Source organism: Butyricimonas sp. RTP31003st1_G1_RTP31003_210430 (assembly GCF_040920905.1).
In the GTDB taxonomy this organism is placed as follows: domain Bacteria; phylum Bacteroidota; class Bacteroidia; order Bacteroidales; family Marinifilaceae; genus Butyricimonas; species Butyricimonas paravirosa.
The window spans coordinates 1-21,653 of the sequence record NZ_JBCOSQ010000037.1 but is presented as its reverse complement, the minus strand read 5'-3'; the positions used below and the strand labels follow the sequence as shown (position 1 = coordinate 21,653).

Genomic DNA, 21,653 nt, shown 5'->3' with positions numbered 1-21,653 from the left:
TTTGTTATTAATAAATCGATTCATTGAAATCTCGGCCCACACGAGGCTTGTTTCGAATACAAAGATAATCTTTCTTCTTTTAGTTATCCGATTTTTCTCTTTTTTCTATATAAAAAATTTTCTTTAACAGGTCTATTTCCTCAATATTAATGACTTTCCCTCTCTCCGCTTGCCGACGCGCCCGCATTAATCCTTGTAATGCCGTGATAGACTGAGTTCCAACACCTAACTTCACATCAACCATTCCTTTCATTTCTACCTTACGGGCAAAATCCTCGATCATCATACTCCTGTTCATTTCCTGATCCATCACTTTCACCGGTTTTGATGCGGCATGTATAGCTTGATTTAGATTGTTTTGGGCATTCAACAAAAAAGTATTCGATTTGTAATCCCCCGTAAGGAAACGCGGTAAGATTAAAACTTCCGACAGTAAAACAGTATCTCGTACCATAAAAACCCCCAGTAAGAAATCATTTTCTCTTAAACTGTCCGGAATAACAACTTGCATGGGAGCATAGCCTATATGCGAAAAACGCAAGGTATCCCCCACTTGTACACTCAATGAAAATCGCCCTTGTTTATCAACCCCTCGAACCTCTTTCCCCAACCGGAAGATTGCTTCCGGTAATGGCCGTATACTGTCCCGGTCACAAACTACACCCGTGACAAACACATTGCCTTTATCTTGGCTCTGCCCTTGCACTCCCAAGCAAAAGAATATAAAAAAAAATAGAAGGCTAAACTCTTTCATTTTCCCGGGCGATTTCACTATTCTGCAAAATGTTCAATAGCAATTCTCTCGCACGGAATAATTGAGCTTTCACGGTTCCTAACGGAATGGCCAGCTCTTGAGCAATTTCTTCATAAGAATACTCTTCAAAATAACGTAATTCTATCAATTTACGGTAACGCCCTTTCAACATGGCAACTTTTTCCCGCATAAATTCAGCTCGCTGTTTACGGATCGTTTCCTCTTCCGGATTCAACACGTCTGCCGGTACACTATTGATATACCCGCGATCATCCGGGTTTATATCATCCTTATCCAAAGAAACAATTTTGGCTTTTTTCTTCCGAATAAAATCAATCGTGTTATTAGAGGCAATTTTGAATAACCACGTACTAAACGCAAACTGAGGCGAATAGTAATTCAAACTCGTGAAAGCTTTCTCGAAAGCCTCGAACATTAAATCTTCCGCATCAGTTCTGTTATTCACCATCTTCAGTATCATAAAATATACTGAATCCTTATACCTCTTAAATAACTCGGCATAAGCCTGTTCATCTCCCGTTATTGCCCTCTTCACGACCTTATAATCATAAAGAGCTTTCTCTGACAAGTTGTTTGTTAACTCCATTTCCTCTTGTTAAAAAATGAATATCCATTTTCGTACACTCGATAAACAAAACCGATCGTACTAATAATAAACGAAGTTAGGAATAATTTTTTTTGTTTCAGACAAATAGCGCAAATATTTAACAAAATTACATCCGTTAAAAATACTGTCAACATGACAAGAAACACGTATATTGGGTAAAAACCTAAGACAATCAAACAAATAGCTGTCAAATAAAAGAACAAACGCACGATCATATCGCCATCTATCATAATCCTCTCCGTCATTGCCAATCTCATCTTGCTAGCATAATAATATGAAACTTCGTTTATTTCTCCTTTTTTGTCACTCTTATCAATTATCACATACGAGTCCGGATCTTTTGTCATCTTTATTGCCCCAAACCTTGATAATTCTCTAACCATATCATTATCGTATCCTAAATACGATTGTGAATTCTTCGCGAACCCACGGTTTTCTATATAATACGATTTTCGGTAAGCCATGTTACATCCATCCCCAAAAATATATTTTTTATTTTTCACCATGACCATCATTTTTATAAAGCGCAAGAAACGAAACATACGCAAATTTCTCACGTTTTGCTCGGTGAAATCATAATTTGCAAAACCGACGACAGCCGCTGTATTTTCATCAAAATATGACTCCATGGTCTTCACCCAATACATCGAAGAGGGACGGCAATTAATCTCTGAAAACAACAATATATCGTGCTTGGCAGCCAATACACCTATATTTATAGCCAATTTTTTAGTAAATCTGAATTTAGTGTCCGGAAATATTCGCGTACACCTCAACTGTGGATAATCTTTCTGTATCTCGGTCAATACATCCTGCGTGTCATCTTCTGAACATTCATCAACCACAATCACCTCAAAATTATCATATGCTTGCATCAAAAAACTCGGTAAATTCCGTCGCAAACACTCCGCATTATTGTGTGACGTGATGATAACCGACACCCCTTCATGCTCTTGTTTATCCATCGGTTTTACTTTGCGAGACACGATCACACACCGACGAATAACGTGATAGATATAGGTGAGTGTCAATACAAACAGAAGTATTACCCCATACCTAAAAGCTCCCAGTTCTCCCCAAAAGACTCTCAAACTCTCCATATCATTATATTAACATTCTTTTATCCATAAAAAACAGACAAATATACTTACTTAATGGTGATTTTAACGTATTAATTGAACAATTTTGTGTACATTAGTTCGATTTTACTAACATAAAGCAACTACATTATGGGACAACAAAAAAACAGAGGAATTATAGGGATACTCACCGGCGGAGGAGACGTTCCCGGCCTGAATCCTGCCATCAGAGCGGTAACCATTCGAGCCCTGCGCGAAGGCTATAAAGTTATTGGAATCAAAAGAGGCTGGGGTGGCCTGATTGACATCGTACGAGATCCACAATATGACAACTCTGGTAATTTTTTTGAATTAACAGAGGAAATCGTGAACAAAGCCGGACGCACTGGTGGGACTTTCCTGCATACATCCAGAACCAGGGCTTCCCACGTACCTAAAGCAAATGTACCCAAGCATTTACAGGATAAATACTCGGACGACATCAACGATCTGACCCCGGAAGTATTAAAGAACCTAGAGTTCATGGGTATCGACTACTTGATCCCGATCGGGGGTGATGACACGTTGAGTTACGCGGTACGCTTGAGCAAGGAAAGCGTGAAAGTCGTGGCCATACCCAAAACCATGGACAACGACGTTCCCGGAACAGATTACTGTATTGGATTCAGCACCTGCATCACCCGTACGATTGCCCTCACGCATGATCTCCGGACATCAGCCGGATCTCACGAACGAATACTGGTTCTGGAAGTCTTCGGACGCTATGCCGGGTTCACGGCAATGCTACCAACCTTAGCCGGAGCTGCCAACCGTTGTGTGATTCCGGAATACGAATTTAACATCGAACGTCTGACCGAACTACTTTGCGAGGATCGTTTCACGAATCCCAGCAAATACTCGGTGGTTCTCGTATCCGAAGGAGCCACTTTTTCCGGTGGCAACATGATTTTCCAAAGTGAAGAAACAGACATGTTCGGACATAAAAAGCTGGGAGGTATCGGAAACATGATCTCTCAACAATTAAAAGAACTTACCCCACAGTTTAATCACGGACAAGTAATCAACACCATCACGCAAAGACTGGGATATCTGGTTCGCTGTGGAGATCCGGATGCACTGGATTCCATCGTACCTATGGCATACGGGAACCTTGCTCTGGATTTAATTAACAAAGGATTACACGGCAGGCTAGTTATCCTAAGAAACGGACGTTATGACAACGCCCCGATCGAGATTGTAACCAGCAGTAAAAAGATCGTGGATGTTCCCAAATTCTATAACACGGAGAGATTACGTCCCCAATACAACAGTTTCGAATTCATGCCACAGATGATACTATAAAGATAAAGCTCCCGGTTTCCCGGGAGCTTTTCTTTAAGATAAAAGAATAGTACTAACTCTTAGTTTTTAGCTTTTATCTTGTAGTGTTCAGAGTGGTTGAATCGGGTGTGATACTATCTACCTCCACGACAACTTCCGACTCCTCCACGACGGTTCCTACCGGTTCTTGTACTTGTTTCCCCGACTGCACCTTGCTTTTCTGACTATTCCCACAAGAAACAAACATCAAAGTTGCAGCAACCGCCACCATGCAAATCCATCCAATTCTTCCAAAAGTTTTCATCATATTCAAATTTAGTTTAGCTAGAAATTCAACGTGAAATGATACGTAATCAAGACGGTATAGGTTACAAAAAGGTGGGTCACCATCACGGCCCCACCAAAGACAATTTAGAATTTTCGAAAATTGTTATGCAAAAACATAACAATAACTTCAAAACAAACGTTTAACTAACTTTATTAAGAAATGCCTCCGGCTCTTTATTAAATTAGATCCCACTCTGAATTTAACAAAAAAGACGTGCCATGCACACCGGAGGCAATCTCTTTTGTGCAATACACGTCTTTATAACTTCAATTCGAGTGGGATGCTGCAAATGTAAGCATTAAATTTCATTTAACAACATTATTTTTACGAGAGAATTTGGAAAAAAGAAAATCTCTATATAGCTTTGTCCCTGTAAAAACAAAGAAACATGATATACAATCAACACATAACCCAAACTTGGTGGTGGCACCTCTTTAAACTTCATAGTAAACAATGAGGTTATGTGATTGTATTGCATAATTAATATAGAGAGAGCCTATTGTTTACGAACAGTAGGCTCTCTTTTTTTTATTCACCTTTTTAAAATCAAAAATCATGAAACCAATCAAGAAATTTATGCTCACCGAGCAAGAAATGCCAACCCAATGGTATAACATCGTGGCAGACATGCCCAACAAACCCCTTCCCCCTCTCCATCCGGGAACAAAACAACCGTTAAAGCCGGAAGACCTTTACCCGCTATTTGCCCAAGAATTGGCAAAGCAGGAATTCGCTACCGAACGCTACATCGAGATCCCTGATGAAGTCCAGGACTTGTACAAAATATGGAGATCGACCCCTCTCGTACGAGCCTATGCTTTAGAAAAAGCTTTGGATACTCCTGCCAAAATATACTTCAAAAATGAAGGGACAAGCCCGGCCGGCTCTCATAAACCAAACACGGCCATCGCGCAAGCCTATTACAATTACAAACAAGGCATCAAACGTATCACCACAGAAACCGGCGGGGGGCAATGGGGTACAGCATTAAGCTTTGCCTGCCAACATTTCGGTCTGGACCTGAAAGTGTTCATGGTAAAAGTAAGCTACAACCAGAAACCCTATCGTAAATTGATGATGAACACGTGGGGATCAGACGTGATACCGTCACCGAGTAACTTGACGGAGGCCGGAAGAAAAATCCTACGGGAATATCCGGATTCGGCCGGTAGCCTAGGTATTGCCATTTCAGAAGCAGTCGAGCTTGCCGCACAAGATCCTCTAACCAATTACTCCCTGGGGAGCGTGCTAAATCACGTACTATTACATCAAACTATCATCGGCGAGGAAGCACTTCTCCAGATAGAAAAAGCGGGAGATGAACCGGACATCGTGATCGGGTGTTTCGGGGGAGGTTCAAACTTCGCCGGAATCAGTTTTCCATTCATCCGCAGGAACTTGAAAGAAGGAAAACGTACCCGAGTAATTGCCGTAGAACCACAATCCTGTCCGAAATTAACCCGTGGTCAGTTCCAATACGATTTCGGTGATACAGTCGGGTTAACCCCCTTACTTCCCATGTACACGCTGGGACATGATTTCCAACCCGCAAGTATCCATGCCGGAGGTTTACGCTATCATGGAGCCGGGGTTATCGTCAGTCAATTACTCAAGGACAAGCTGATGGAAGCCGTTGCCATTCCGCAACTGGAGACCTTCGAGGCCGGAATATTATTTGCCAAAACCGAAGGGATAATTCCTGCACCTGAATCCACTCATGCCATAGCACAAGCGATTCGGGAGGCGAAAATTGCCAAAGTCGAAGGAAAAACCAAAACTATCCTGTTCAATCTATCCGGACATGGTATGATTGATCTCTACGCCTACGAACAATACCTTGGGGGAAATCTCCAGAACTTCGAGCTTTCTGATCAAGAAATAGCTCAATCTCTCGATAAACTAGAGAAAATCATGTGAAGAGCATAGCTATCTGATTTTTTGCTACATTTGCAAAAAAATCAGATAGCATGTTTTATACAGAACTCACTTTCCATATCTCCCCTTACGTGGAGGACATTGCAGATGCGATTATTGCCGAACTCGGCGACCTCGGATACGACAGTTTTTCATACTCGGATGACGGTTTCAAAGCTTACATACCAAGCAAAAATTTCAACGAGGAACAAGTAAAGTCATTAGAAATCCTTTCTTTCTTCCAGTCTCTATACACGATCACCTGGGAAAAAGTAGAAATCGAGAACCAAGATTGGAATAAAATTTGGGAAGAAAACTTCACACCTATCCTCGTGCAAGACCGGATTCTGGTAAGAGCCGGATTCCATCCCACGATTGAAAACATCGAACACGAAATCATCATTGACCCGAAAATGAGTTTTGGCACGGGCCATCATGCCACGACAGCTCTCATGCTCGAAACGATCTTAGACATGAAACCTGATTTCTCCGGCAAAAAAGTCCTTGACATGGGATGTGGCACTGGTATTCTATCTATCATGGCCGCACAAGCCGGAGCCCAATCGGTTACCGGCATCGACATTGACGAATGGGCTTACAACAACGCCATGGAAAACATTGCCACCAACAACATGAACAATATACGTGTTCTCATCGGGGATGCAACATTACTAAACGGGGTAGAACACTACGACATCATCTTGGCCAATATCAACCGGAATATATTATTGAATGATATGCCTGCGTACGTGAAGGTACTCAATGACAACGGTTACCTCATCATGAGCGGATTTTACACCGAAGATCTTCCCGTTATTCGCGAGAAAGCCGAACTATTGCAACTAACCTATCAATCCAACAAAGTAAAAGACAACTGGACTGCCGTCATTTTCCACAAAAGATAACTTTTGCGGAAAGTTACAGGTTAGCGCAGGTTGTTAAAAAAAGAACTTGAAACTTGCCAACCTGTAACTTGTAACGTGACGTAGTCACATATCTGTTAATATTTTAACAAAGGCTTGCTTTTTCAATTTCAATATGCAATATTTGCATCGTGAAAAATACAAAAGAAGAATGAGAACAAGATATACTAATAACTATAAACAGATGATGTGCATGCAAAGGCTTTTTGCAGGCTAACGCACTGTTGTCAAAAAACTGTCGAAAAAAGCCTGTGTGAATACACGGGCTTTTTTCATGTAAAGAAATAAATGATTTAAAAACAATAAACTTATGAACGTATTAAAATTTGGAGGAACCTCGGTTGGCTCCGCACAACGAATTCAAGAAGTGGCAAAATTAATCTCGGATGACCAACCCAAAATTGTCGTTCTTTCGGCCATGTCCGGAACGACCAACACGTTAGTAGACATAACTAACTATCTGTACCGCAATGATAGGCAGGAAGCTTTGACGACAATCCAAAATCTCGAACTGGATTACTTGATGACCATCAGCGACCTTTACAGTACCGAAGAATTCAAGCACCGGGGACAAGAATTTGTACAAACCATCTTCACCTATCTCCGTTCATTCATCAACAAGGACTTTTACCCGTTACAGGAAAAAGCCGTTGTTGCACAAGGAGAAATCATTTCCACCACACTAATGCATTATTACTTACAAGAACAAGGTATACCTTCCACGCTCCTGTCCGCCTTGGATTTCATGCGTATCGACAAAGACTGTGAACCGGACTATTTTTATATCGAGCAAAACTTAAAACGACTATTATCCAACCCAGCCACGGAACGTATTATCATCACCCAAGGATTCATCTGCCGAAACGCTTACGGGGAAATAGACAACCTGAAAAGAGGGGGTAGTGACTACTCGGCCGCATTAATCGGAGCCGCACTCAAAGTGGATGAAATTCAGATATGGACCGACATTGATGGCGTACATAATAGCGACCCGCGGTATGTGAAAAATACGAAAGCCATTCGTTCTCTATCTTTTGATGAAGCAGCCGAACTTGCCTATTTCGGAGCAAAGATTCTCCACCCGTCAAGCATTCAGCCCGCTAAAAAAGCCAATGTCCCCGTCCGCATGAAAAACACGATGAACCCAAGTGACGAAGGAACCCTGATCACGAAAGAAAGCCCGATCAAAGATTTCAAAGCCGTGGCAGCAAAAGACGGGATCACGGCCATAAAAGTCAAATCCAGCAATATGTTACTCGCATACGGTTTTGTACGGAAAGTATTCGAAATATTCGAATCCTGGAAAACCCCGATCGACATGATTGCCACGTCGGAAGTTGCCATATCTCTCACAATCGACAGTACATGCCACTTGGAAGACATCAAAAAAGACCTCACGAAATATGGTACAATCGAGGTCGAAGAATCTCTTTCCATCATCTGCATCGTCGGGGATTGCTCGATCAACAATAGCGGACTCGCGGCTCGGGCTCTCACTGCGCTGGAAGATATTCCCCTGCACATGATCTCCTACGGGGCCAGCGAACACAGCATTTCTCTACTCGTGAAACAAGCAGACAAACAAAAAGCACTTGAGGCTCTTAGCGAAAGATTGTTAAATAAATGAGTTCATAAACCCACCCACATGAATATAGAAACCATCAAAACATTTCAAACCTTGAAGACCCCGTTTTACTACTACGACACGACTCTTCTACAAGCCACGCTTCAAGCCGCTTCCCAAGCAGCTAACGAACATGGATTCAATTTGCATTACGCGATAAAAGCGAATGCCAACCCACACATTCTTGACATCATTCAAAGCCACGGAATTGGTGCGGACTGCGTGAGTGGTAACGAGGTGGCTCAAGCCGTAGCAAGTGGTTTTCCCTCGGAACAAATCGTGTATGCCGGAGTCGGGAAAAGCGACGAGGAAATCCGGCTGGCTCTTGAAAAAGAGATATTCTGTTTCAACTGCGAATCTTTACCCGAAATAGAGGTGATCAACATACTGGCCGGAGAAATGGGGAAAAAAGCCTCTGTTGCTCTTCGGGTAAACCCCAACGTGGATGCCCACACGCATCATTACATCACCACGGGAATCGAAGAAAACAAGTTCGGGTTCTACCTTTACGACCTCGACCACGCCATCACGGCCTGCCGGGAAATGGAACACATCAAGCTTATCGGACTACATTTTCATATCGGCTCCCAGATCACCGATCTCACGGTATTCCGAGGACTTTGTTTGAGAGTAAACGAAATACAATCCCGCCTGAAAGAACAGGGAATCATTCTCCCTCACGTGAACTTCGGCGGTGGATTAGGCATCAATTACGATTGCCCCACGTGTGGGCTAATTCCCGACTTTGCCTCTTATTTTCAAATTTTTGCTGATTTCTTCGAGGCCCAGCCGGGTCAGCAACTTCATTTCGAACTAGGCCGATCCCTTGTCGGACAATGCGGTTCCCTTATCTCTCGTGTCCTGTACGTGAAGGAAGGGAAACATAAAAAGTTCGTCATCTTGGATGCGGGAATGAACGACCTTTTACGTCCGGCACTCTACCAAGCTTTCCACCGGATAGAAAATTTGACCTCCGTGGGAGAACATGAAAAATACGACGTGGTTGGCCCTATCTGTGAATCATCTGATTGTTTCGGCAAAGACCGGGAACTCCCCCTCACCAACCGGGGAGACTTGATCGCCATTCGCTCCTGTGGTGCATACGGAGAAGTCATGGCCTCACGATACAATCTCCGAGAATTACCGGGAAGTTACTTTTCCCAGTAATTCGTGATATTCCTGCCAATGGACTTGAAAATGTGAAACAGACCCGGTTTTCCCCGGGTCTGTTTCACATTTTCAAGTCCATTCACTATTTCTGATTATTTTTCTTATCATTCGGCTTGGCAATGGATTCTCTCATTTGCGTATCAGCCTCGATATTCTTCATCTTGTAGTAATCCATAATACCCAAATTACCGCTACGGAAAGCCTCTGCCATAGCACGAGGAACTTCTGCCTCAGCCTCGATCACTCTCGCCCGCATTTCCTGTGCAAGCGCCTTCATTTCATGCTCGGTAGCAACAGCCATTGCTCGGCGTTCCTCCGCTTTCGCCTGAGCGATTTTCAAATCGGCCTCTGCCTGATCGGTCTGTAATTCCGCACCGATATTCTTACCAATATCAATATCTGCAATATCAATAGACAAAATTTCAAAAGCAGTACCAGAATCCAATCCCTTGTTCAACACCACCTTCGAAATAGAATCCGGATTCTCCAAAACCTCCTTGTGCGAGGCTGCAGAACCAATTGAAGACACAATACCTTCCCCGACACGAGCCAGAATAGTTTCCTCCCCGGCACCCCCGACTAACTGACGGATATTTGCCCGTACCGTAACCCGGGCTTTAGCTATCAACTGAATACCATCTTTAGCCACGGCAGCCACTGGCGGGGTATTAATCACTTTCGGGTTCACACTCATCTGTACAGCCTCAAACACGTCACGACCGGCCAGATCCACGGCCGTTGCAATTTGAAACGTCAAGTCGATATTTGCTTTAGACGCAGACACCAAGGCATGTACCACTTGAGCCACGTGTCCCCCTGCCAGATAATGAGCCTCCAGTAAGTCACGATAAAGCTCCAAGCCTGCCTTTTTCCCCTCGATCATGGCACGAACGATAACCGTGGGAGGCACTTTCCGCCAACGCATCAAAACCAATTGCAACAAAGATATTTTCACATCAGACACTAACGCTTGAAACCACAAGCCGATCGGAATAAAGTAGAGGATCATCCAAAGTAAAAAAAGACCTCCGGCGATAACCGCTACCAGAAAAAACAAACTACTCTCCATCTTCTATTCAGTTTTTAATTTAACTACAATCTTATTTTTATACACTTTCAACACGACGACTTCCCGGTTTTCCTCGATATACCCGGAACGGGATTCCGCCTCGACCACACTGTCCCCCACCCGTACTTTTCCCATCGGCGCCAAGCGTCCCTGCGTCATCCCAATATCTCCTTCCCGAATGGATTCATCCACACCTTCCACCGTGCTATCAATCTGCGTGTGTAACTGCATACGCTTCCACGTCTTCGATCGCAAGACGTAATAAGTCACCCCGAAACCACAAAGAGCCGTCCCCAACAAAGTGAAATGCCCGACCGTCGTTCCCATCGTAGAATAAGCGATATAAATAGCGATTCCCACGCAAGCGAAACCTAAAATCCCTGCCACGTTCACTCCCGGGAAAACAAGAAACTCAAGTATTAACAGGACAAAGCCTATCAAGATCAGCATGAATAAAACAAGCCACTCCATATACAACATTTTTTGTTTGATAAAGATACATTTTTTTATTTAATAATAGTATCATCGTACTGAAATATTTTCCACACTCCCACCCCACCTTCCCAACCGATCAGGCCGTAACACCCGAACGTGACAAAGGAAGGCTACACCCTAAAATACCTGTTTAACTACCAATATAAAGAGTAGGAGAAATCAGATTTTAATTACCCCGAAATTATTTCCCCGCCCTCTGGCACGGGTTGCAGTGCTAGCGAGTTTGAACCCGCACATTTTCAACATACGATTTTCAATTCTCAATTATTATCTTTTACTTTGTAGCCAATTTTTCATTACCCATGTAGGCAATGAGTCAAGTACATAAAAGAGAGGACGAATGAAATACACTGAATTGGATGACAATGAAGAATTCTACCGCAAAGTAGAATATTACAACAAGGCAAGAACTGAAAAATTAAGCTATCATTATAAAGAAATTCTCAAATTATTGGGAGAAGATCCCGAAAGAGAAGGATTAGTGAAAACCCCATACCGTGTTGCAAAAGCCATGCAATTCATGACACGAGGCTACACGGAAAACCCGGAAGAAATCCTTCGCTCCGCCCTGTTCAAGGAAGATTATCGCCAGATGGTGATCGTCAAGGATATTGAAATTTATTCTCTATGTGAACACCACATGCTCCCGTTCATCGGACACGCCCACGTGGCCTATATCCCGAACGGATACATTACCGGGCTGAGTAAAATCGCTCGGGTAGTTGAGGCCTTTTCCAGAAGGCTCCAAGTACAGGAAAGACTGACGAATGACATAAAAAATTGTATACAGAATACACTCAATCCCCTCGGCGTTGCCGTGGTCATTGAGGCCCAGCATATGTGCATGATGATGCGGGGTGTGCAAAAACAAAATTCGGTAACGACCACTTCCGATTTCAGCGGGGCATTCGAAAAACTTGCCACGCGGGAAGAGTTCATCCGATTAATTAGTAACAAATTTCATTAAGAAATAAACATGACGAGTATGAAAAAAGCATTTGTTTTCCCGGGCCAAGGAGCCCAATTCGTAGGTATGGGCAAGGACTTGTACGAGAACTCACCCGAAGCAAAAGAGTTATTTGAAAAGGCAAATGAAATTCTGGGATTCCGCATCACGGACCTGATGTTCGAGGGAACCGACGAAGATTTAAAGCAGACCAAAGTAACTCAACCAGCGATATTCCTTCACTCGGTGATTCTTGCAAAATCGTTGAACGAGAAACCGGATATGGTAGCGGGTCACTCGCTGGGAGAATTCTCTGCACTTGTTGCCAACGGTACACTTTCTTTCGAAGATGGCTTGCGTCTTGTTCACACCAGAGCGCTTGCCATGCAAAAAGCATGCGAGGCTAATCCATCCACGATGGCAGCCATCCTCGGGCTACCGGATGAAACTGTCGAAAACATTTTAGCTGAAATAGATGATGTAGTTGTTCCTGCCAATTACAACTGTCCGGGACAAATCGTTATTTCCGGAACGACACAAGGAATTGCCACCGCTTGCGAAAAATTAAAAGCAGCCGGGGCCAAACGGGCTCTCCCGTTAAAAGTCGGGGGTGCTTTCCACTCTCCGCTGATGGAACCTGCCCGGAAAGAACTGGCCGACGCCATCATGAACACCCATTTCTCACAACCTTCATGCCCGGTTTACCAGAACGTGAACGCACAACCGGTGTCTGACCCGGAGGTGATCAAAAAGAACTTGATTGCCCAGTTAACAGCATCTGTACGTTGGACTCAAATCGTACAAAATATGCTGGCAGACGGGGCATCATCTTTCTTAGAAATCGGTCCTGGAAACGTACTTCAAGGATTGATCAAAAAAGTAAGTACCGAAGTTGAAACAGCAGGAATGCAATAGATTTTGTTTTAAACAAAATCTACTGGTTACAAGTTACAGGTTAGCAAGTTACAAGTTCATGAATCTTACACATCAAGAACCGCCTAACCCATGAACTTGTAACCTGCAGAGCCGAAGGCTCAACCTGAAACTTGTAACAATTTTAAAGCCTCCCATGGGAGGCTTTAAAATTTTATTTATATCTTTGAACAAAGATAATTCAAGATAAAACCGGGATATGCCAAACAATAAAACGAAAAAACACCGTACGATTCAATACGTGTTTAAAATCAGTACGATCATCATTATCTGTGGTCTCATAGTCTTATTACTTCCTAAAATAGAGGGTTTTAAATATTCTTACCAAAAAGGGATGCCTTGGAAATACGAGACATTGATCGCACCCTTAGATTTTCCTCTGCATAAAAGTGCCGAAGAACTTGCCGCTGATATTGAAAAAATCAAAGAAGAGCAAGCCCCCATTTTCAACTTCAAAGAAACAAATGTTGAAGCTCAGATCAACAAACTTTCAGAAAAAATAAACACATATCGAACCGCGAACAACGGAAAAGATATGGATAAAATCATTCAAAAACTACGGGAAATTTATTCCAAAGGCATCTTACTGATGCCGGAAAAAATGGATCCGGCTAAAATCAAAAATATTCTTATCGTCAAAAACAACATTGCCTTCGACGAAAAGTTTTCCAACGTGTACACGCTAAAGCAAGCCTACGAAACATTGGTTAAATACATCGAGAGCCTGCATCTGGCTAAATCAACAGAGGAAGGAATACTCAGTCTAGGCCTGAACAATTACATCAATCCAAACCTCGAATACGATGCCGGAAAAACGGGCCTTGCCATTGAAACCAGCGTGAAAAGTATTACTCCAACCCAAGGGATGGTCAACCGGGGAGATATTATCATATCCAAAAACGACCTGGTAACCCCCGAAAAATATAAAGTTTTGGAATCTTTCCGGATAGAACACGAGCAAAGTTTGGGATCAACCATTGACAGAATCCGGATCTCGGTAGCTCAGACCGTGTTGACCTTGATCGCCATCATGAGTTTCTCCATTTTCCTTTATGTCTCCCGGAAACGGCTATTCTACAACAACAGGGATTTCTTTTTCCTGTATAGTATGTTTTTGCTAACCATTGCCCTGGGAAGTATCAGCTATTTTCAACACATCAATATCCTCACGATTCCCGTTTTATTCTTTCCAATCATCGTGAACATTTTATTCGGGACAAGACCGGCTCTTTATCTATTGATCGGTACAAGCTTGCTGGTTTCCTACTACGCTCCCAACAATTATATGTACTTCTTCATGCAAATATCAGCCGGGATCGTAGCCATGTTCAGCCTCTCACACCTGCAACGCCGTTCTCAACTATTTATTGCACTAGGTCTGATATTCTTAACTTATATATTGGTATACGGGGCTTTCACGCTCATACAAGAGGGAACTCTCGCACCCAAACATCTGTTCGCTGTCGTGTTCCTCATCATAAATACCGGCTTATTAAGCTTAATTTATCCCGCCCTTTACCTGGTAGAACGCCTCTTCGGGTACACGTCTGAAATCAGTTTACTGGAATACTCGAACCCGAATCACCCGGCCTTACGCAACCTGACGAAAAAGGCTCCGGGAACATTCCAACACTCCCTCATGGTTGCCAACCTAGCGGAAGAAGCGATTTATCACATCGGGGGTAGTCCGCTTTTAGCCCGTACCGGGGCATTGTACCATGATATCGGGAAAACATACAACCCGATCATGTTCGTGGAGAATCAAACAGGAGGCTTAAACCCGCACGATTCTCTGGATTTTGACGAAAGCGCCCAGATCATTATCAAACACGTAACACAAGGCTTGGAACTTGCCAATAAATACAAATTACCGGAAGTCCTCAAAGACTTTATCCGCACACACCATGGTAAAAGTAAAGTAAAATACTTCTACTACTCATTCAAAAACAAATACCCGGACAAGGAAATAGATGAATCCCTGTTCACTTATCCCGGTCCGGACCCCGTGAGAAAAGAGTGTGCCGTAGTCATGATGGCCGATGGAGTGGAAGCAGCCTCCCGGGCTCTGGAAATAAAGGATGAAGAAAACCTAACCAAACTGGTGAATAACTTGATTGACGGCCTTCTCCAAGATGGACGATTCGCTAACGCAGACTTGACATTCAAGGACATTTCCACGGTGAAACGAGTATTTACAGAAATGCTTATAAACGTGTACCATGCCCGTATCGCATACCCGAAATTACAAACCAAAGCATAACCCTCAAGACCTAAATATATGACACAAAAACCAATAACCATCAAAGACATTGCAGAGAAATTAAATATATCCGTGTCTACCGTCTCCCGTGCGCTAAAAGACAATCACGAAATCAGCGCACAAACACGTAAAACCGTGCAGGAACTGGCTAAACAACTCGGTTACAAACCCAATCCTATCGCCGTAGCCCTGAAAACCCATAAAAGTCATTCGATCGGAGTTATTGTACCCCAGATCGTGAGTACTTTTTTTGCCACAGTCGTGAAAACGATTGAGGAAGTAGCAGACGGTCACGGCTACAACGTTTTAGTCATATCCTCGAACGAAAGTTTCCAAAAAGAACAAAAAAGCGTGGAAGTACTCATGGCCAACCGGGCGGATGGAATTATCCTTGCCTTATCACACGAGACGAAAGACTATGAACACATTAAAATGATACAGGAATCCGGAACACCTATCGTGCTGTTCGACCGTACCACGAATGAACTCAACGTGTCACGGGTCGTAACGGATGGTGTCACTGCCGCATTCCAAGCCGTTCAACACCTCGTTTCCGAAGGTTGCAAAAAAATAGCTTTATTATGCGGTCCCGAAAACGTTGCCATCGGGGGCAATCGCATGGAAGGCTACGAAAAAGCCATGGAAGCCAACCATCTTCCGGCTAAAACAGAACTAATCTGGCACTGTTCCGATTTCACGGTAGAGGCTGGAAAAGAAGCGACACGCCAGTTACTCTCCCGGAAAGAGAGACCGGATGCTATATTCGGCATCACAGACGATTTGGCAATCGGGGCTATTGAGGCGATCAAGGAAAAAGGACTTAACATCCCGGAAGACATTGCCGTTGTCGGTTTCTCCAACACGAAACGCTCACGCTACATGAACCCGACGGTAAGTTCCATCAACCAGTTCCCGGAAAAAATCGGACGGGCCGCAGCTGAACTTCTGTTTGATCAGATTCTGAACAGCAAGCACGCACAGATTAAAAAAGAAATCATTAACTGCGAACTGATCGTTAGAGAATCTTCGGACAGACTATGTAAAACACGATAAATGCTAACATAATTGCTAAAATCTTAACAATATAAATTAAAACCTTGTTAATTACTCGGTTAAAGATTATTAAACCTAAAAATCAATGGTTTGAATGACTATTTTTGTAGAAATTAATAACAGCAGCCCATGGACGTAGTTGTGGAAAATCTGACGAAATCTTTCGAGAATCAGAAAGCCGTGGATTCAATTTCTTTTAAAGCAAAAAGAGGTGAAATCCTTGGATTCCTAGGGCCTAACGGTGCGGGTAAAACAACCACGATGAAGATCATGGCAGGGCTACTGACACCGGATTTCGGAAATATAACATTCGGGGACTATTCGATTTGGAAACAGGCAGGTAAAATAAAAAACATCATCGGTTACCTCCCAGAACGTAACCCTTTGTATGACGAAATGAATGTGATTGATTTTCTATTTTTTATTTCAAAACTTCACAACATTCCTAAATACAAAATCACGTCACGTGTTTTGGATATGATTCGTTTATGCGGATTAGACAACGATAAGCACAAACAGATCGGCGAATTATCCAAGGGATTTCGCCAACGGGTAGGAATTGCCCAGGCACTAATTCACGATCCGGAAGTGGTCATTCTCGATGAACCGACAACAGGACTTGACCCCAACCAGATTTTTGGAATCCGTAAAATCATCAAAGAAATCGGGGAAGAAAAAACAGTTATTTTAAGTTCCCACATTCTTTCTGAAATCGAAACAACTTGCGATCAAGTGATGATCATGAGTAACGGGAAAATCGTGGCCAATGGCACGACATCCGAACTTCGTCGCAAATCGGATGCCGAATATTGCCTGAAAATAGGCATCAAGGGTGGGGAAACAACCGACATACACGAGGCACTGAACGACCTGCCGGGAGTACTCCACATCGAGATTATTCATAAACAGAATTTTGAACTCCAATGTAAACCCGATGTAGAAATCGAAAAGTCAATCTTTAACCTTTGCCAAGAAAACAACTGGTACATCAGCGAGTTAACTCCCGTACAAACCAGATTGGAAGATATATTTCGTAAAGTTACACAAAATGAATAATTCATGGGTGCAGTTAAAGTTATAATAAACAAAGAATTAAAAGTAGCATTTAATTCATTATTGATATACATCGCATACACGGCTTTCCTTTGTGTAACGGGATTTGCTTGCTGGTTCTCCGGGAAAAACATCTTTTCAAGCGGACAAGCTTCTCTAAGCAACCTGTTCAACGTGTTTTACTGGACGCTCTTTTTCCTAATACCGGCACTCACGATGAGAAGTATTTCAGAAGAACGCAAGGACGGAACCTTTGAACTCTTATTCTCAAAGCCGATTAAAACATGGCAGTTAATCATGGGGAAATTCTTTGCTATACTATTACAAGTAGTTATATGTCTGGCATTGACACTTCCCTACTATATCACGATTGCCTCACTGGGTAATGTAGATCATGCCGTTGGCTTTTGCGGTTATCTAGGGCTTATTCTGGTCAGTGGATGTTACATCAGTATCGGGATGTTCGCCTCGTCCCTCACCCCGAACACGATCGTGGCCTTCTTCATCACGTTTGCTATCGAGATAGGATTCGTGCTTTTATTTGAATTCATTGCTGAACTATGGGGGCCCGGATTTATAGCGGCATTATTCACGTATCTCTCCATTGGAGAACATTTTGATGCCATCCCCCGCGGAGTGATCGACACGAAAGACTTGATATACTTTATCAGCGTAATTATTATATTTTTAGCATTAGCAAGACATTATATCTGTAAAAATCGGTTTTAATATTTAGTACGAAAGTGATGAAAAAGAAATTGATATACAATCCGACCTACCTGATTTTATCACTGATAGCGATAAATATTATTTCCTATTTCCTATTTATCAGGATCGACCTCACGAGTAACAAAAAATATTCTTTAAGCCCTGTCAGCAAAACGATGATCAAAAAAATCGACAAGGATATTTCCGTTACCCTATTCATGTCCGAAGGTCTCACGCCCGACAAAATAAAACTCGGACGGGAATTCCGACACTTGCTGAAAGAGTACAAGACAATCAGTAACAAAGCATTCACCATAAACACGATCATACCGAACAACAGTGACAAGGAAGCTCTGGCTGAACAACTAGGGATAGAACCAATGGCCCAGGAAATAGCCGAAAGAGACATGGTGAAAATTCAAAAAGTATACTTTGGAGCCGTCATCCAGATTGGCAACAAAAAAGAGGCAATAAACATTCTCCCGACCACGGCATTAGAATACGAGGTTACCCGCCGTTTAAAAGAAGCTTGCGACACGACCAAACCGACTATCGGTTTCTTACGTGGACATAACGAAATGTTGAGACAAAAAACTCAATTAATCGAGCATGAGCTATCCCATAGTGCCAAGATTGAATCCATGCGCATAGACCAGTTTACAGATTTGAATGACTACAAAGTAATCTGTATCGTGGGACCGAAAGAATCATTCAGCAAGGAAGAACTCGTTCGATTGGGGCAATACTTGGAACAAGGGGGAAGACTCTACATTGCTTTGAATCACGCAGTCGGACAAATCAGTTACAGCCAGAATAACGGTTTCATCAACCGGGTCGGCATAGAAGATATGCTGGAAGAATTCGGGCTAAAAATCAACTATGATTTCGTCGTGGATAACTATTGCGGACGCATACTCGTTACTCAGGATCAAGGATTTCTACAACTCCAAAGTGACCGCCATTTCCCGTATATACCTATCATCCAGAACTTCAGTTCTCACGTAATCACGAAAGGACTGAATGCCATGCTATTACAATTTGTCAGTAGTATCACGAATGTAAAAACGACCTCCGCTTACACGTTCACCCCGTTGGCAAAATCATCTTCCATTTCAGGCGTGCAAAAAGTTCCGGTATTCTTCGATATTTATAAAACCTGGACAAGAAAACACGACTTTAATCAACCCTACAATACTGTTGCCGCATTATTAAGCAACGAAGATAACAACAGTGCTATTGTTGTCATCACGGATGCCGATTTCATGGAAGACAAATTCTTTGATCCGTTCTATATCAGTAATATCAATTTTGCCGTAAACTCCATTGAATGGCTGGCGGACGATTCCGGATTAATTAAATTGAGAAACAAATATATCGAGAATCAGTCACTAAAAGTAGTAAGCGACTCTTACAGGAGATTCTTAAAATATACCAACTTTTTCCTGCCCATCATGCTGGTATTACTTATCGGACTATATCAATACAGGGAATATAAAAGAAAACGGTTGAGACGTTCTCAACCGGGTCGTATCGATTAGGTGATTACTCACCTAATCGTTTTATTTTTTGATACAAGGCCTCGCTCACCTCGCATAACGGAGATCTTAACTTCTGGCAGGCAATCACGCCTCTGGCATGTAACGCAGCTTTTATTCCTGCGGGATTTCCCTCTTCAAAGAGAGCTTTAAACATCTCACCCAACTGCAAATGAATCTGCCGAGCCTCCCCGTACTCGCCTTCCAATGCCAAATGCAGCATCGTGGAGAATTCATTCGGCATCACGTTAGCAATCACGGAAATAACGCCACTGGCCCCTATAGATACTAACGGTAAGGCAATACCATCATCTCCCGACAGGAAGATAAAATTCTCCGGCATACCGGAAATAATTGCCGTAGCCTGTTCAAAATTCCCGGAAGCCTCTTTAATGGCGATGATATTCTCAAAATCACGAGCCAACTTCAAGGTTATCGCAGCAGTCATATTCACGGACGTACGCCCCGGAACATTATACAAGATCATGGGAAGAGGTGTATGCTCGGCTATCGCCTTAAAATGATTATACAACCCTTGTTGAGAAGGTTTATTATAATACGGGGTAACACTCAGAATGGCATCTCCCAACCGCAGATAAGGCAGTGTGGCAAGATCATGGATCACTTGAGCCGTATTATTTCCCCCGATTCCCAAAACAATCGGCAAACGTCCGGCATTCTCTTCGGCAATGACTTGCACGACAAAAGCTCTTTCGTCCGCTGTCATCGTTGCCGCCTCGGACGTCGTTCCCAAAGCTACCAGATAATCCACCCCACCATCAACCACGTAATTCACCAGGTTCCTCAGAGAATGTTCATCCACACGTCCCGTTTCGTCAAATGGAGTCACTAAAGCAACCCCTACTCCCGAAAACTTTTTCATTTCAATACGTATTTATCTTAGTTAATAATTTAAACAATCGCTCCATAAAATCATCTATATCCCGCACCCCGTCAAAATCAATATCATGTCCCGTACCGTAACCAATCTTGCAAGACGCCTTGGCCGACTTCACGATATAATCCCCACACACATCCGGCTTCAACGACAAATCAATCAACAGTCCCTCCTTCCTGTTCAGTATTTCCTGCACCCGGGGATCACGAAATCCTCCCTTGTAAGAAATACCAGAACTATCCAGATAAATAGCATCTTGTATTTGCTCCGTATTCAACTTGGGCTGCCGGATAAAAGCAAGCAAACAAACGTCCATATGTTTGGCCAGAGCCTCCCGCACCTTATTGACAGAAGACACCGGGACATCACCAGCTACCCAAAACACGACACATTTTTTGGCCGTATCTAAATTATAAAACGACAATACCCGTTCATCTTTTACCACTATATTCTTCAAATGGCGCTTTTTAAACCCTTCTGCAATACATTTAAACATACAAAACTATTTATCTGACTCTTACTCCTAACTTTATCATATTCATTTGTACATGAACAGAGTAACACAAATGTAGTAATAAAAACTATATGCACTCCACTTTGTTATTTTTCAAACATAAAAAAAGTATTTGAAAAAATTCCGTTAACTCTTGCAGGAAAAAAGAACATTCCCTATCTTTGCCACGCAAATCAAGAAGGACTCGTAGCTTAATGGATAGAGCACTTGGTTACGGCCCAAGAGGTTGTGGGTTCGACTCCCGCCGAGTTCACGAAAATCCCCCGAAAGATGTCTTTCGGGGGATTTTTCATTAATCAAACAGTTGATCCAAGTCTTTCTTCAACTCCGAAGGTTGCTTCGCTTTACTCCACAAAATTCACCCTTCTTTATCCAGTAATGTGGCCAAAAATAGTTGGTAACATTTTTCCAATTAAAGCTTATCTTTGAATAGTAAAGTCGAAGAGGAA

General features: G+C 42.7%; 20 protein-coding genes and 1 tRNA gene. 13 read left to right on the top strand and 8 right to left on the bottom strand.

All coding sequences use genetic code 11. The annotated features are described in order from the left end of the window. Nucleotides 1-79: 79 nt before the first annotated feature. From AB5542_RS12415 to AB5542_RS12405, 3 genes are read right to left on the bottom strand one after another with little or no spacing between them, the layout of a single operon-like run. Nucleotides 80-754 (bottom strand): hypothetical protein, encoded by a 675-nt coding sequence (locus AB5542_RS12415; protein WP_087421577.1) that lies wholly within the window; start codon nucleotides 752-754, stop codon nucleotides 80-82. Further along, a complete protein-coding gene (locus tag AB5542_RS12410; protein WP_027201599.1) occupies nucleotides 741-1,361 on the bottom strand; it encodes an RNA polymerase sigma factor in 621 nt (206 codons plus the stop codon). Before AB5542_RS12410 ends, AB5542_RS12415 begins: the two co-directional genes overlap by 14 nt. Beyond that, nucleotides 1,352-2,482: a glycosyltransferase gene (locus AB5542_RS12405; protein WP_087421576.1), complete on the bottom strand. Its 1,131-nt coding sequence runs from the start codon at nucleotides 2,480-2,482 to the stop codon at nucleotides 1,352-1,354. The genes AB5542_RS12410 and AB5542_RS12405 overlap by 10 nt, the downstream gene beginning before the upstream one ends. A 129-nt stretch (nucleotides 2,483-2,611) precedes the next feature. Between AB5542_RS12405 and AB5542_RS12400 the strand changes: the two genes are divergently transcribed. Then, nucleotides 2,612-3,802 carry a 6-phosphofructokinase gene (locus AB5542_RS12400; protein WP_087421575.1) on the top strand — a complete coding sequence of 397 codons (1,191 nt, stop codon included), beginning with the start codon at nucleotides 2,612-2,614 and terminating at the stop codon, nucleotides 3,800-3,802. A gap of 73 nt (nucleotides 3,803-3,875) precedes the next feature. On the opposite strand, the gene AB5542_RS12395 is transcribed toward AB5542_RS12400, so the two are convergent. Then, nucleotides 3,876-4,088: a hypothetical protein gene (locus AB5542_RS12395; protein ID WP_147344507.1), complete on the bottom strand. Its 213-nt coding sequence runs from the start codon at nucleotides 4,086-4,088 to the stop codon at nucleotides 3,876-3,878. A gap of 576 nt (nucleotides 4,089-4,664) precedes the next feature. Between AB5542_RS12395 and AB5542_RS12390 the strand changes: the two genes are divergently transcribed. From AB5542_RS12390 to lysA, 4 genes are all read left to right on the top strand, one after another. Continuing rightward, complete coding sequence (locus tag AB5542_RS12390) at nucleotides 4,665-6,026, top strand: TrpB-like pyridoxal phosphate-dependent enzyme (protein WP_118305587.1); 1,362 nt, start codon at nucleotides 4,665-4,667, stop codon at nucleotides 6,024-6,026. Nucleotides 6,027-6,076: 50 nt separating this feature from the next. Next, complete coding sequence (prmA, locus tag AB5542_RS12385; protein WP_279041130.1) at nucleotides 6,077-6,928, top strand: 50S ribosomal protein L11 methyltransferase; 852 nt, start codon at nucleotides 6,077-6,079, stop codon at nucleotides 6,926-6,928. Nucleotides 6,929-7,256: 328 nt separating this feature from the next. Further along, nucleotides 7,257-8,573 carry an aspartate kinase gene (locus AB5542_RS12380; RefSeq protein WP_087421571.1) on the top strand — a complete coding sequence of 439 codons (1,317 nt, stop codon included), beginning with the start codon at nucleotides 7,257-7,259 and terminating at the stop codon, nucleotides 8,571-8,573. An 18-nt stretch (nucleotides 8,574-8,591) separates the two neighbouring features. Beyond that, nucleotides 8,592-9,737, top strand: a complete 1,146-nt coding sequence (lysA, locus tag AB5542_RS12375) for a diaminopimelate decarboxylase (protein ID WP_087421570.1) — start codon at nucleotides 8,592-8,594, stop codon at nucleotides 9,735-9,737. An 85-nt stretch (nucleotides 9,738-9,822) separates the two neighbouring features. Here the strand turns inward: lysA and floA are convergent, their stop codons facing one another. Beyond that, the gene (gene floA, locus AB5542_RS12370) at nucleotides 9,823-10,809 is read right to left on the bottom strand and encodes a flotillin-like protein FloA (RefSeq protein ID WP_027201591.1); all 987 of its coding nucleotides are present in this window, start codon (nucleotides 10,807-10,809) and stop codon (nucleotides 9,823-9,825) included. A gap of 3 nt (nucleotides 10,810-10,812) precedes the next feature. Then, nucleotides 10,813-11,280 carry an NfeD family protein gene (locus AB5542_RS12365; RefSeq protein WP_087421886.1) on the bottom strand — a complete coding sequence of 156 codons (468 nt, stop codon included), beginning with the start codon at nucleotides 11,278-11,280 and terminating at the stop codon, nucleotides 10,813-10,815. Between the two features lie 364 nt (nucleotides 11,281-11,644). Between AB5542_RS12365 and folE the strand changes: the two genes are divergently transcribed. From folE to AB5542_RS12330, 7 genes are all read left to right on the top strand, one after another. Beyond that, complete coding sequence (gene folE / locus AB5542_RS12360; protein WP_087421569.1) at nucleotides 11,645-12,271, top strand: GTP cyclohydrolase I FolE; 627 nt, start codon at nucleotides 11,645-11,647, stop codon at nucleotides 12,269-12,271. Between the two features lie 18 nt (nucleotides 12,272-12,289). Then, the gene (fabD, locus tag AB5542_RS12355; protein ID WP_279041124.1) at nucleotides 12,290-13,165 is read left to right on the top strand and encodes an ACP S-malonyltransferase; all 876 of its coding nucleotides are present in this window, start codon (nucleotides 12,290-12,292) and stop codon (nucleotides 13,163-13,165) included. A gap of 217 nt (nucleotides 13,166-13,382) precedes the next feature. Beyond that, complete coding sequence (locus AB5542_RS12350; protein ID WP_279041122.1) at nucleotides 13,383-15,443, top strand: HD family phosphohydrolase; 2,061 nt, start codon at nucleotides 13,383-13,385, stop codon at nucleotides 15,441-15,443. Between the two features lie 18 nt (nucleotides 15,444-15,461). Then, on the top strand, nucleotides 15,462-16,496 hold the full coding sequence (locus AB5542_RS12345; RefSeq protein ID WP_118305592.1) for a LacI family DNA-binding transcriptional regulator: 1,035 nt from the start codon (nucleotides 15,462-15,464) through the stop codon (nucleotides 16,494-16,496). Nucleotides 16,497-16,625: 129 nt separating this feature from the next. Then, on the top strand, nucleotides 16,626-17,552 hold the full coding sequence (locus AB5542_RS12340) for an ATP-binding cassette domain-containing protein (RefSeq protein ID WP_087421566.1): 927 nt from the start codon (nucleotides 16,626-16,628) through the stop codon (nucleotides 17,550-17,552). A 3-nt stretch (nucleotides 17,553-17,555) separates the two neighbouring features. Continuing rightward, nucleotides 17,556-18,278, top strand: coding sequence for an ABC transporter permease subunit (locus tag AB5542_RS12335; protein ID WP_118305593.1), 723 nt, complete (start codon nucleotides 17,556-17,558; stop codon nucleotides 18,276-18,278). A gap of 17 nt (nucleotides 18,279-18,295) precedes the next feature. After that, a complete protein-coding gene (locus AB5542_RS12330; RefSeq protein ID WP_279041118.1) occupies nucleotides 18,296-19,795 on the top strand; it encodes a GldG family protein in 1,500 nt (499 codons plus the stop codon). Nucleotides 19,796-19,799: 4 nt separating this feature from the next. Here AB5542_RS12330 and dapA read toward each other — a convergent pair whose 3' ends face one another. Both dapA and AB5542_RS12320 read right to left on the bottom strand, forming a co-directional pair. Beyond that, nucleotides 19,800-20,675, bottom strand: a complete 876-nt coding sequence (dapA, locus tag AB5542_RS12325) for a 4-hydroxy-tetrahydrodipicolinate synthase (protein WP_279041117.1) — start codon at nucleotides 20,673-20,675, stop codon at nucleotides 19,800-19,802. 1 nt (nucleotide 20,676) lies between these two features. Then, nucleotides 20,677-21,186 (bottom strand): DUF6913 domain-containing protein, encoded by a 510-nt coding sequence (locus tag AB5542_RS12320; protein ID WP_279041115.1) that lies wholly within the window; start codon nucleotides 21,184-21,186, stop codon nucleotides 20,677-20,679. A 198-nt stretch (nucleotides 21,187-21,384) separates the two neighbouring features. Between AB5542_RS12320 and AB5542_RS12315 the strand changes: the two genes are divergently transcribed. Continuing rightward, nucleotides 21,385-21,457, top strand: a tRNA-Arg gene (locus AB5542_RS12315). Nucleotides 21,458-21,653: the final 196 nt, after the last annotated feature.